The following is a 12,112-nucleotide window of genomic DNA, read 5'->3' on the forward strand; positions in this document are numbered from 1 at the left end:
TCAGAACAGGCTGAGCAGGGCCTCGGCCGGGTCCGCGAGACTGGTCTCCCCGTCGGGGAGCGGGAGTTCGAACCAGACCGTCTTGCCGCGGGGCGTCCGCCGCGAGCCCCAGGCCGCGGAGAGCAGCCCGACCAGCTGCAGGCCACGCCCGCCCTCGTCGGTGTCGCGCGCCCGGCGCCTGCGCGGCTGGACGAGCCCGGCGTCCCAGACCTCGCACACCAGCGTCCGGTCGAGCAGCAGCCGCAGCCGGATCTCGCCCTCGCCGTACCGCAGGGCGTTCGTCACCAGTTCGCTGACCAGCAGTTCCGCCGTGTCGACGAGGGGTTCCAGGTCCCAGGACTGGAGCCGGGCGCGCGCGTACTCACGGGCGCGGCCCACGCTGCGCGGCTCGCGCGGCAGCGTCCAGTCGCCGACGGAGTCGGCGGGCAGCCCCTGGACACGCGCCATGAGCAGCGCGATGTCGTCCTCGCCGTGATGGGTGTCGAGGGTGCTGAGGACGTGGTCGCAGACGTCCTCCAGGGGGTCGGTCGGGTCGGTGAGGGCGCCGATGAATGCCTGGAGCCCCTCGTCGAGCGGATGGTCGCGCGATTCGACCAGTCCGTCCGTGTAGAGCGCGAGCAGAGCGCCCTCCGGCAGCTCGACCTCGACCTCCTCGAAGGGTTCGCCGCCGACCCCGAGGGGCATGCCGGGCGGCACGTCGAGCATCAGCGCGGTCTCGCCGGGCTCGACCAGCACCGGCGGCAGATGGCCCGCGTTGGCGAAGGTGCACCGCCGGGTGACGGAGTCGTAGACCGCGTACACGCAGGTGGCGAGGTACACCTCGGACAGGTCGGCGTCGCGGGGCTGGCGGGCCGTGCGGGTGGCCTGCTGGACGCCGCCGGGGGTGCCGAGCCCGCGTGCGATCTCGTCCAGCGCCGAGAGCACCTCGGCCGGTTCGAGGTCCAGCAGCGCCAGGGTCCGTACGGCGGTGCGCAGCTCCCCCATCGCGACGGCGGCCCGCAGACCGCGGCCCATCACGTCGCCGACGACCAGCGCCGTGCGGTGTCCTGGGAGTTCGATGACGTCGAACCAGTCGCCGCCGACCTCGGTGGCCGCGTTGCCCGGGAGATAGCGGCAGGCGATGTCGAGGCCGGAGGCCTCGGGGTCGCCGGGGGGCAGCAGGGAGCGCTGCAGCATCAACGCCCGCTCGTGCTCACGCCGGTACAGGCGGGCGTTGTCGATGCAGACGGCGGCACGCGCGGCCAGCTCGACGGCGAGGGCGCGGTCCCGTTCGCCGAACGGCTCGCTGCCCTTCGTACGGGAGAACTGGGCCAGTCCCACGACGGTGTCGTGCGCGACCATCGGCACGGCGAGGGTGGACTGTATGGAACCGCTCTCGTCGGCGGGTATGTGCTGCGGGCGTGCGGTGCGCAGGGCGTCCGCGCAGGGCGAGTTGAAGGGGTAGTGGTGCACGGCCCCGACGGCCACGGGCGCGGGCCCGCCGTCGAAGGGTGCGTCGGAGACGGCGCTGGAGAAGGCGACGCGGCGCAGTTCGGCGCTGCCGTCGGCGAGGCGGTGCGGGGTCTCGTCGCCGGCCAGCAGCCCCTGGTAGAGGTCGACGGTCGCGAGGTCGCAGAAGCCGGGGACGACGACGTCGAGGAGTTCACGGGCGGTGGTCTCGAGGTCGAGGGAGTTCCCTATGCGGGCGCCGGCCTCGTTCAGGAGGGCCAGGTTGCGGCGGGCCGCGGCGGCCTCGCGGGCGGCGGCCCGGCGGCGGGTGATGTCGGTTCCCAGCCACGCGATCCCGATGGGGCGGCCGGTGCCGCTGTGCACGCGGTAGAGGTTGACGGACCAGTGGCGGCGCTCGTCGGAGTCGGGCACCTGGCCCGTGACGTGCATGTCGGTGATGGAGTTGCCGGTCTCCAGGACGCGCCGCAGCGTCGCAGCGACGCGCTCGGCCTCCGAGCGCGGCAGGTAGTCGTGGACGGTCCGGCCGCGGTGGTCGTCGACGCCGCCGCCGAAGACCGAGGCGAACCGCTCGTTGGCCCGGCGGATCCGCAGGTCGCTGTCGATCAGCAGGAAGCCGAAGGGAGATTGACCGAAAATCGCCTGCGAGGCGGCGAGGTCCGTCTCGATGCGGCGCAGGGTGCGCACGTCCACGACGATGCAGACGGCGGCCCGCTCGCCGTGCTCGGTCGTGGTGGGCATCACGTAGACCTCGGCGAGACCTTCCACGGGTCCGCCGTCCTCGGCGGGGGCCGGCAGCCGGAAGGGAACCACGCCGGTCCACTCGCGTCCGTCGAGGATCTCCGCCATCTTGCGGTGGCCGCGCTCGCGCTGGTCGGAGGCGACGAAGGCCTCGATGGGATCCATGCCGACGGCCTTCCCGGCGGGGATCCCGAAGAGGTGCTCGGCACGCAGGCTCCACTGGTCGACGAGCCCGTCGGGGCCGATGGAGAACGAGGCGACCTTGATGTAGTCGTAGATCGAGCCGGGCGGACTGCTCTGCCACATCGCGTCGCCCGCGCCCTCCGCGTAGCCCACGGTCCCGCCGGATCCGTCGGGCGGGACCTCGCCCGCGGCGTCGGCCCTGGCGCGGTCCGACGGGTCCTCGGACTCCGTGGCCTTCGCTGGTATCTCGCTCACGCGAACCGTCCCCTCCAGCTCACCGCGTCCGGCACCGGTCACCGGGGGCGGCTGCCCGCAGTATCCAGCACTACGGCCCCGCACAACACGGTGTTCACGATCACAGCACGGTCCCGATGATTTTTGGACCGGCCGCCTCATACTTCCAGTCTTCTAACCAGGTGAGGCCCAGTCGAACCAAAGTCTCCAGGCCGCACCTCTGGCCGGATCCTGTCGATCCCGCCGCGCGTCGGCGTCCCGTGGCCGACGCGCTCCGGCCGGGTGCCCGCGCACCGGCGGCCCATGCGCCCGGCGGCGCGCCCTCGCGCCTGTCGCGCGCCGTCATCCGGGGACCGCCAGTTCGAACCAGACGGTCTTGCCGGCGTCCCCGGGCCGCATGCCCCAGCGCAGCGAGGAGCCGGCCACGAGCTGGAGGCCGCGGCCGCCCTCGTCGTCCGGCCGGGCGGTCCGTTCGCAGGGCAGGTCGGGCAGCGGGTCGGAGACCTCGACGAGCAGGGCGTCCGGCAGCGCGGCGGGACGCAGCAGCCGGACGCCGATGGGGCCGGTGGCGTGCCGCAGGGAATTGGTCACCAGCTCGCTGACCAGCAGGGCGGTGATGTCACCGAGCGCGTCGAGATCCCAGGTGCGCAGCTGGCCGCGGACGAGTGCGCGAGCGCTGCGTACGGCGCCCGGTTCCGCGGGAAAGGTCCACTCGGCGTATTCGCCGTCGGTGTGGAGCACGCCGATCACTTCCCGGCCAGAAGAAGCCCACCCATGTCCGCTTTCATGGGGTTAATGGGCACATACCCGATATCCGGGCCGCCTTACCGCCTTTGTCGGTGCACTGTGGCACGAACGGCGTACGCAGGCGCCGGGCCCGGGGGCGGCGCGCGCCCCGGTCCCGGGGGCCGGCCGGAGGCCTGGGGCCGGTCAGGCGCCGGGGGCCCACCGGGGCAGGGTGGCCCGTACGGCGGGGACGTCCTGGTCGAGCCAGTCCACGTCCTCGATCTCGTCCGGCGTCAGCCAGCGCAGCTCGTCGTGGTCCTGGAGCGGCTGCGGCGCGGCCGAGCGGGGGAGCAGGCGCGCGGTCCACACGCGCAGGACGTACCCGGGTTTCAGGGGCCACTCCCCCGGGACGCGGTCGACGGGCTCCGCCTCGATGCCGAGTTCCTCGCGCAGCTCGCGGACGAGGGCGGCTTCGGGGGCCTCGTCCGGCTCGACCTTCCCGCCGGGCAGTTCCCAGCGGCCGGCCAGTTCGGGAGGGGCGCTGCGGCGCGCGGCGAGCAGACGTCCGCCGCTCAGCAGGGCGGCGGCGACCACCACGGTCCGTTCGGTCATGCGCCGGAGCCTACGGGAGCGGTGCGGGACGCCTGGGCGCCGGGCCTGCGGGGAACGGTGCGGCTCCCGGGCTCCACGGCTCCCGGAGTGACGCGAGCCGTGCGGGTCACCGGGGCGGCGGAGCCTGCGGGAGCGGTACGAGGTTCAGGGACCGGCGGAGGGGGCGGCGCCGGGCGCCCTCCCCGCGCATCATCCGGTGCCGTTCGGCCCGATGCGCTCGACCCAGTAGAGCTGTCTGTGGCCGCGGGCGTCGAGGCTGTCGGCGATCTTCTGGGCCTCGGCGCGGGTCGCGTACCGGCCGACGCGGTAGCGATTGCCGTTGTCGTCCTGCCGTATGACGAGCCAGGGGAGAGTGATCGTGCCGTCGTTCATCGCGCGCCTCCACTTGCCGTCCCCGGCCTGCTCCGCACCCCGCTCGGTAAGGAAACCGCAATCCGCATATGCCCGAGCCTACGCCCAACCTTCACGCAGCGAATACGAGTTTTCACGAAGAGGTACGCAACCGGCCACGGCGCAGGGGGCGCACGCCGCCGTCTGCGCCGTCGACCGCCGGCCGGGCGCCTGTCGAGCAGCACACGAGCAGGGGGGAGGACGGGCCGGGGGCGGCGCCGGAGAACGGCCAATTTCCAACCGCGCGGAGCCGCAGGCCACTTGGCGGCCACTGACTCACGCGCGACACCGGGAGACGCTCAACGGCCCCTGCCGGGCGGCTACTTCACCGGAAGGTGGTACGCCACGCGATAGCGGTCGGCCGGCACCACCACGTCGGCCGTCTCCACCGGGCGCCCCGACGCGTAGTACGTCCGCTGGACGACGAGGACGACATGGCCGGGGACACCGCCCAGCGTGAACAGCTCCTCGGCGAGACCGGGGCGCGCCCCGACCTCCTCCGTGACGTTGTCCACGATCACGTCGATGGCGGCCATGCGCTCGACGACGCCCATGCCGCCGAGCGGGCCCTTCTCCGGGAGCATGACCGGGGTGCGGCCCGTGACGGCGAGCGGCTCCCACGAGGTGGAGAGCATCATCGCCTCGCCGGCGTCCCGGAAGACGTACTTCGTGCACATCACACGGTCACCGGGCTTGATGCCGAGGCGCTCGGCGATCGCGCCGCCCGCCTCGGCCTGCTCGCTGCGGGATTCCCACGTGCCGCGCGCGGACACCTCCGCCTGCTCCTGGCGGAAGGGGGTCGCGCCGCTGTCCGGGCGGTAGCCGGAGCGGGCGACGCGGCGCGGGACGGGGCGCTCCCGGACGTAGGTGCCGGATCCGGAGCGGCCCTCGACCAGGCCCTCGGCCATCAGCACCTTGCGCGCCTCCAGGGCGACGGTGTCCGAGACCCCGTACTCCTCGCGGATCCGGGCCTGGGAGGGAAGACGGGTGTGCGGGGGAAGTGAACCGTCGACGATCTTCTTGCGGAGATCACCCGCGACGCGCAGGTATGCCGGCTGCTCACCGAATGTCACTGGCCGCTCCCATCAGGCTGTACAGACAGCAACAGCCTGGCAACCCTGGGTTCTCTCGTGCAAGCAAAGGCCAGAGAATCACTCGATGTGATGACATGGGCCCGGTGAGGGCTTTACGCAGGCACTTTCTCCCCGCTATGGCGGTCGTCACACCTCCAGACCGGCACCGGCTCCCCCGTCGCCCTCGCCGCCGCCCTCCTCCTCGTACGCGGGCGGGGTGGTGTCGAGGCCCAGAGCCTTGCGTGCCGTGACCGTCCGGTGGGGGTCGATGAGCTTCGAACCCTTTTCGTAGGGCGGGTAGAAGGCCTCCGCGTCCGCCGCCCCGGCCGCCTCGGACCACTGCTTCCGCGCCGCTTCGAGGTCCTCGACGAGGGCGGCTACGGCCTTCTCCGCCCCGGGGGCGAAGGTGTGGCCGCGCAGCAGGTCCGCCTGCTCGGCGAGCGCGCCCGACATCCGGGTCGCCCACTTACGGTGACCGGGCAGGTCGTCCTCGACGTACTCCTCCTCGGGCGCCGAGTCCATCGCCGTGTCGAGGACGCGCGCGGCCTCGAGGTAGGCCAGCTGGTCCGCGTCGAGCGTCGTGCCGTCGCTGCGGAGCGAGCCGGTCAGGCCGCCCTTCTCGTCCGTGTTCCCGAACATGCAGGTGATCTCGCGGTCGCCCAGGTTCCAGCTCTGCCGGGTCGGGGTGAAGTAGTAGACGTCGACGTCGTCGGGGACGGCCCAGTAGTCCATGGCGTACTGGTCCTGGAGCGCGTAGCACTTCGTGTCGGCGGTGTCGGTGACCTCGTCCTCGCCGGGGTAACTTTCCCGCGGCATGGTGAAGTCGGCGAACACCTCGGCGTCGTGCTCGCCCTCGCACGGCACCCGGTCGACGTCGTACGCATAGCCTTCGAGGGAGCCGCCCGGCGCGTTGAAGCACTCCCCCTTGCCGGCGGAGAAGGTGACCTCGGACCCCTCGGCCGCCGCTTCCCTGAAGCCCTTCCAGAAGTCGCCGGCACCGCCCGTCGCGACGGTGAGCACGAGCAGCACGACACCGATCGACGACATGACGATGCCGCCCGCCGCCAGGCCCGTGCCCCGCTCGCCGCGCCGCTTGATCTGCCGCAGCGCGACGATCCCGAGGACCAGCCCCACGGCGGGCAGGAAGCACAGGACGCCGAGCACGAGGGCGACGATCGCCAGGCCGTTCACGGGCGCCGGGCGGTTGTACGGGGAATAGCCCTGGCCCCAGGCCCGGTAGGGCTGCTGCGGGTAGGGAGTCTGTGGGTACGGAGCCTGCGGGTACTGCGGCGGATACGGGCCCTGGGACCGCTCGGGCCCGGGCGGCGGGGGTATGGCCACTAGTACCTTGCTCCTCGTGCGGGTGTACGGACGGCCGAGCGCCTGTCGTACGGCTGGGCGAATGGTAAGCGGGGCACGGACGGGGGCGGTACGCGCGTCACGCATGCCACGATCCGGGCGGTCAACGGCCTCACCGCGAGATGGGCGGAGACCGCGTCCGGCGCGACGGTGTTCGCCGCGGCCGGGGTGTGACCCCTTCTGGGGCTCCTAGCGGACGGGGCGGGCGGCGCGGCGCGGGCCGAGCTGACGGAGGCGGTCGGTCTGCCGGCGGAGGAATCCGCTGTCCGGGCACGGGAGTTGCTGGGCACGCCCGCGGAGAGCGGGGCCTCGAGTCGGCTCTCGGAGTGTGGACCCCGCGCACGCTGGAGCTGCGGGAGGCGTGGGAGGCCGGGCTGCCGACGGGGACGCACGGCGTGCTCACCGAAGTGAAGGTCCTCGGCACGACCGGCGTCGACGTCCATCTCCCGCTGGGCGAGCGCGGCGCCCCGGCCGCCGTCCCCGGAGGTCACGACCGTGCCGTTCACGCTGTCCGCCGAGCGTGACCTGCTGTGCCCGCACGAGCTGTTCGGCCGGTGCACCGCCGTACGCGCCTCGTCCTCGCGGCGGGCTGGGTCGACGACCCGGAGCCCTACCGCGAGGACGAGGCATCTCACTGGCGATGCGTCAGAACTGGAGGGCCCAGGCGTCGATCTTCCCGGTGTCCGCCGCCGCGTTGTCGCTCACGCGCAGCTTCCACGTGCCGTTGGCCACCTCGGAGGAGGCGTTCACCGAGTACGTGGTGTCGATGTTGTCCGCACTGCCGCCGGTCCCGTACGCCTTGAGCGTGTACGCCGAGCCGTCGGGGGCGATCAGCTGGACCTGGAGGTCGCCGATGTAGGTGTGCACGATGTGGACCTCGACCGACAGCGCGGAGGGCGCGTTGCCGGAGACACCGCTGACGGTGACCGGCGACTCGGCCGTGGCGTTGTCGGCGATCGCGTAGTCACCGGTGTTCTCGAAGCGCGCGCCGGGCGGGGTCGTCGTGCCGCCGCCGACGTTCAGGAGGCGGTTGGGCGAGCCGGTGCCCGGGCTGGTGACGACGCCCGTCGAGGCGGCGGCGACCAGGCCCGAGGCGACCTGTGCGGGCGTGGAGCCGGGGTGGTCGGCGAGGTACAGCGCCGCCGCGCCCGTCACGTGCGGGGTCGCCATCGACGTACCGGAGATGGTGTTGGTCGCCGTGTCGCTGGTGTTCCACGACGAGGTGATCGAGGAGCCGGGGGCGAAGATGTCCAGCACGGAACCGTAGTTGGAGAAGCTGGAGCGGGCGTCGGAGGACGTGGTCGAGCCGACGGTGATGGCCTCGGCGACCCGCGCGGGCGAGTAGTTGGAGGCGTTCGCGCTGTCGTTGCCCGCGGCCACGGCGAAGGTGACGCCCGAGGCGATGGCGTTGCGCACGGCCGTGTCGAGCGCGCTGTCCGCGCCGCCGCCGAGCGACATGTTGGCCACCGAGGGGCCGCTGTGGTTCCGGGCCACCCAGTCGATGCCCGCGACGACCTGCGCGGTCGTGCCGGATCCCGCGTTGTCGAGCACCCGGACGCCGACGATCTTCGCCTTCTTGGCGACGCCGTACGCGGTGCCGGCCACCGTGCCCGCGACGTGCGTGCCGTGGCCGTTGCCGTCCTGCGCGGTGTTGTCGTTGTCGACGGCGTCGTAGCCGTACGAGGCACGGCCGCCGAAGTCGCTGTGCGTGATGCGTACGCCGGTGTCGACGATGTAGGCGGTCACCCCCTGCCCGGCGCTGTCGGGGTAGGTGTACTTGCTGTCGAGCGGCAAGGCCTTCTGGTCGATGCGGTCCAGTCCCCAGGAAGGCGGGTTCGTCTGGGTCGCGTTGATGTGGAAGGTGCGGTTCTGGACCACGGAGGCGACGGCCGGGTCCGCGGCGAATCGTTTCGCCTCGGCGGGGGTCGCCTCCACCGCGTAGCCGTTCAGGGCCTTGGTGTACGTGCGCTCGATCTCGGCGCCGTAGGTCTTGGCGAGGGCCTTGCCCCGGGTTGAGGACGACTTCGCGGCCTGCGGGTCCAGGGTCACGATGTAGCTGTTCGCGACCGCGTCGGCGTCGCCGGCGTACTGGATGCGGCCCTCGCGGGCGGGGGCCGCGTTCGCGGGGAGTGCCGAGACGATGCCGAGTACGAGGGCCGCGGCTGCCGCGCCGGCCAGTCTTCGGCGGGTGTGACGCATCACTGCCATCTGAGGGATCCTCCTCGATCGGTGGTGCGCTGGTGGGGGGTGATGTCGAAGCGACAGGGGCATGACAACCTGGTGGAGCTCTCCCTGTGCGTCAGCCGAAAGATTGAGGCTTCCACAGGAATTGCACAAGGGTCCTGCACGGCCGTAACGCGAGTGCCATATGCCTGTCATGACAGACCGTCACCAATGGGCCGATCTACCCTGCGTTCATGACACCCTTGCCGGATTGTTTCTGCCCCGCGGACGGCACACGCGTCCCCGCCGGCTCGCTCGCCTGGCGCTGCCCGGCCTGCGGCGGTCCGCTGGACCTGGACTTCTCCCCGACGCCCGCCTCGCTCAAGTCCCTCTCCGGGCGCGTGAATTCGCTCTGGCGGTACGCGGAGTGCCTGCCGCTCGCCGCGCCCACGGTCAGCCTCGGCGAGGGCCGCACCCCCCTGGTGCCGCTGCGCGACGGCATCTCGGCCAAGCTCGACTTCCTGATGCCGACGCTGTCCTTCAAGGACCGCGGCGCGGTGCTGCTGGCCGAGCTCGCACTGCGGCTGCGGCCCCGCCGGGTGGTCGCCGACAGCAGCGGCAACGCGGGCACGGCGATCGCCGCGTACTCCGCACGAGCCGCGCTGCCGTGCACGGTGTACGTCCCCGCGGGCACCTCGCCGAAGAAGCTGGAGCAGATCGAGGCGCACGGGGCGCGGCTGCACGTGGTGGACGGCGACCGCGAGGACACGGCGGCTGCGGTGCGGGAGGCGGCGGACGACCCGGAGACGTTCTACGCCTCCCACGTCTTCAACCCGTACTTCCTGCACGGCACGAAGACCTACGTCCACGAGCTGTGGGAGGCCCTCGACGGGCGGCTCCCGGACATCCTCGTCGTCCCCGTCGGCAACGGCACGCTGCTCCTCGGCGCGGCCCTCGCCGTCGCGGAGCTGCACGCCGCCGGGTTCATCGGCCGGCGGCCCGCCCTGTACGCGGTCCAGGCGGCCGCGGTGGCCCCGCTGGCCCACGCCTGGGCCGAGGGCGCCGACGACCTGGTCGGCGTCACGGCCGCGGCGCCCACCTTCGCGGAGGGCATCGCGATCCCCCGGCCGCCGCGGGCCCGCCAGATCCTGCGGGCGGTACGGGAGTCGGGCGGCACGTTCCTCACGGTGACGGAGGACCAGATCCGGCACGCGCAGACGGACCTGGCGTCGCGGGGACTGTACGTCGAGTCGACGGGGGTCGCGTGCTGGGCGGCCGTACGGGAGGAGCAGCTCGGGGAACGCACGGCGGTGGTGCCGTTGTGCGGGGCGGGGATGAAGACGGGGTTGGCCCGGGGATAGCGGCTCACGGGAGGGCGGGCGGAGGTTCTCAGCCCGTGCGGCGCCCGGGGGGCGAAAACATCAGCGCGCTACGCCGCCCGGCGCGGGGTACGCGGCGGCGCGTCCGCGCCGAACGTCGGTCGCGTCCGCGCCGTACGTGGGCCTTCGCTGGCCCGGGATGAGCCGGGTACGCAGGTGGTGTGGCTGAGGATTCCGGCGTCACCCCGGCCCGGGTTCTCAGGGCCGTTCGTCCTCGAGGAGGCCGACACAGCGGCCCAGCAGGGCGACGAGTGCCGTGCGCTCCTCGTCCGTGAACTCCGCGGCCAGCGCCCGCTCGACCCGCACCGCCCGCGCGTCCGCGTCGGCCAGAACGGCCCGGCCCTCGTCGGTGAGACGCGTCTCCAGCACGTTGCGGTGCCACTCGTGCGGCGTGCGCTCGATGAGGCCGCGGTCCTGGAGGTTCTTCAGGACCGTGTTCATCGTGGGCGGGGTGACCCCGCACAGGCGGGCCAGCGCGGCGGCCGAGATGCCGGCGTTCGCGCCGAGGTGAAGCAGGGCCGCGTACTGCGCGACGGTCAGGCCGGCCGGCTTGAGGACGGCGGTCTTGGTCGCGTTGAGAGCCTGCTCGGCCCGCTTGATGTGGGAGCCGAGCCGCTCGGCCGCGGGCATGGACGTCATGTCCGCATCGTATCGACCACTCGATGCCGAGCATTCTTACGCACATGATTACCTTGACGAGCATTAGAGCCCTAACTTAACTTCGTACCTGTTCATCGCTTCAGACGCCGACCGAGAGGCACCGTCGTGTCCCGTCCGATCCAGCGCCGCACCTTCCTGACCGCCGCCGCCCTGACCGTCGCGGCGACCGCGGTCACCGCACCGCCCGTGGCCACCGCCGCGACCTGCACCGCCCCGGCCCGCGTCACCACCGCGTACGAGCTTCCGGGCGACCGCGTGTACCCCGAGGGCATCGCCGCGGACCCGCGGACGGGCGACCTCTACGTGGGCTCGTACGCCACGGGAGCCGTCTACCGCGCGACACCCGGCCGCCGTACGGCCGAGGTCTTCCTGCCCGGCGGCACGGACGGCCGCACCACCGCCAACGGGCTGAAGGCCGACCGCGCGGGACGGCTCTGGGTGACCGACTCGACGTCCGGCGTGGACGTCTACGACCTGCGCACCCGCGCCCTGCTGGCCCGCTTCGACGTGCCCGGCGACGCCGCCCGGTTCGTCAACGACCTGGCGATCACGCCGGACGGCAGCGCGTACCTGACGGACAGCGTGCGCGAGGTCGTCTACCGCGTGACGCCGGCCGAGCTGGCCCGAACGGCCGCGCACGGCGGCCGGTCGGCGCTGACCACCGCGTACGACCTCGGCGGTGTCCTCGCCCCGCATCCGCCCGGCACCTTCACCCTGAACGGCATCGTCGCCACCGGCCACTACCTGCTCACGGTCGACATGACCGCGGGCGCTCTGTACCGCGTGGACCTCGCCACCGGCGGCATACGCCCCGTCACGCTGTCCGGCGGCGACCTGGTGAACGGCGACGGACTGGAACTGGTCCGCGGCACCCTGTGGGCCGCCCACAACACGACCGACACGATCACCCGCTGGCGGCTCTCTCGCGACGGCACCGCGGCCCGCCTGGAACGCAGGGTCACCGACACCGCCCTGTGCATCCCGACCACGCTCGTGCGGCACGGCGGGCGCACGCTCGTCGTCCGGTCGCAGTTCGACAAGGGCGGACCGATGGGCCCGGGGACACCCCGGACCCCGTTCACGGTGGCCCAGGTCCACGGCATCTGACGCCGCCTCGGCCGCCGGCGCGTCAGGCGCGGGTGGCGG

At 72.8% G+C, this 12,112-nt stretch carries 11 protein-coding genes; 3 read left to right on the top strand and 8 right to left on the bottom strand.

From position 1 onward, the window contains the following. The 6 genes from AC069T_RS27485 to AC069T_RS27510 all read right to left on the bottom strand — a co-directional run bounded on the left by AC069T_RS27485 (position 1) and on the right by AC069T_RS27510 (position 6,746). On the bottom strand, positions 1-2,625 hold the full coding sequence (locus AC069T_RS27485) for a SpoIIE family protein phosphatase (protein ID WP_478785290.1): 2,625 nt from the start codon (positions 2,623-2,625) through the stop codon (positions 1-3). Positions 2,626-2,946: 321 nt separating this feature from the next. Beyond that, positions 2,947-3,354 (bottom strand): ATP-binding protein, encoded by a 408-nt coding sequence (locus AC069T_RS27490; protein ID WP_478785291.1) that lies wholly within the window; start codon positions 3,352-3,354, stop codon positions 2,947-2,949. Positions 3,355-3,534: 180 nt separating this feature from the next. Next, the gene (locus AC069T_RS27495; protein WP_478785292.1) at positions 3,535-3,942 is read right to left on the bottom strand and encodes a (deoxy)nucleoside triphosphate pyrophosphohydrolase; all 408 of its coding nucleotides are present in this window, start codon (positions 3,940-3,942) and stop codon (positions 3,535-3,537) included. Between the two features lie 189 nt (positions 3,943-4,131). After that, positions 4,132-4,314, bottom strand: coding sequence for an SPOR domain-containing protein (locus AC069T_RS27500; protein WP_358850267.1), 183 nt, complete (start codon positions 4,312-4,314; stop codon positions 4,132-4,134). A gap of 338 nt (positions 4,315-4,652) precedes the next feature. Continuing rightward, positions 4,653-5,405: a GntR family transcriptional regulator gene (locus tag AC069T_RS27505; RefSeq protein WP_478785293.1), complete on the bottom strand. Its 753-nt coding sequence runs from the start codon at positions 5,403-5,405 to the stop codon at positions 4,653-4,655. Between the two features lie 147 nt (positions 5,406-5,552). Beyond that, positions 5,553-6,746 (bottom strand): DUF4190 domain-containing protein, encoded by a 1,194-nt coding sequence (locus AC069T_RS27510; protein WP_478785294.1) that lies wholly within the window; start codon positions 6,744-6,746, stop codon positions 5,553-5,555. 344 nt (positions 6,747-7,090) lie between these two features. Between AC069T_RS27510 and AC069T_RS27515 the strand changes: the two genes are divergently transcribed. Next, entirely contained in the window at positions 7,091-7,288 is a 198-nt protein-coding gene (locus AC069T_RS27515) for a hypothetical protein (protein ID WP_478785295.1), read from the top strand. Positions 7,289-7,409: 121 nt separating this feature from the next. Here AC069T_RS27515 and AC069T_RS27520 read toward each other — a convergent pair whose 3' ends face one another. Continuing rightward, positions 7,410-8,972, bottom strand: a complete 1,563-nt coding sequence (locus AC069T_RS27520; RefSeq protein WP_478785296.1) for a S8 family peptidase — start codon at positions 8,970-8,972, stop codon at positions 7,410-7,412. Between the two features lie 209 nt (positions 8,973-9,181). Here AC069T_RS27520 and AC069T_RS27525 point away from each other — a divergent pair, with 209 nt between their 5' ends. Then, complete coding sequence (locus AC069T_RS27525) at positions 9,182-10,288, top strand: pyridoxal-phosphate dependent enzyme (protein WP_478785297.1); 1,107 nt, start codon at positions 9,182-9,184, stop codon at positions 10,286-10,288. A 216-nt stretch (positions 10,289-10,504) separates the two neighbouring features. Here AC069T_RS27525 and AC069T_RS27530 read toward each other — a convergent pair whose 3' ends face one another. Continuing rightward, a complete protein-coding gene (locus tag AC069T_RS27530) occupies positions 10,505-10,945 on the bottom strand; it encodes a MarR family winged helix-turn-helix transcriptional regulator (protein ID WP_358850273.1) in 441 nt (146 codons plus the stop codon). 126 nt (positions 10,946-11,071) lie between these two features. Between AC069T_RS27530 and AC069T_RS27535 the strand changes: the two genes are divergently transcribed. Beyond that, positions 11,072-12,073 carry an SMP-30/gluconolactonase/LRE family protein gene (locus AC069T_RS27535; protein ID WP_478785298.1) on the top strand — a complete coding sequence of 334 codons (1,002 nt, stop codon included), beginning with the start codon at positions 11,072-11,074 and terminating at the stop codon, positions 12,071-12,073. Positions 12,074-12,112 lie beyond the last annotated feature (39 nt).

It is taken from the genome of Streptomyces sp. NPDC043867 (genome assembly GCF_056435845.1).

Excerpts from the sequence above, each read along its gene's own strand:
- AC069T_RS27495 (WP_478785292.1), bottom strand. The coding sequence starts at position 3,942 with ATGACCGAACGGACCGTGGTGGTCGCCGCCGCCCTGCTGAGCGGCGGA.
- AC069T_RS27500 (WP_358850267.1), bottom strand. The coding sequence starts at position 4,314 with ATGAACGACGGCACGATCACTCTCCCCTGGCTCGTCATACGGCAGGAC.
- AC069T_RS27520 (WP_478785296.1), bottom strand. The coding sequence starts at position 8,972 with ATGGCAGTGATGCGTCACACCCGCCGAAGACTGGCCGGCGCGGCAGCC.
- AC069T_RS27525 (WP_478785297.1), top strand. The coding sequence starts at position 9,182 with ATGACACCCTTGCCGGATTGTTTCTGCCCCGCGGACGGCACACGCGTC.
- AC069T_RS27530 (WP_358850273.1), bottom strand. The coding sequence starts at position 10,945 with ATGACGTCCATGCCCGCGGCCGAGCGGCTCGGCTCCCACATCAAGCGG.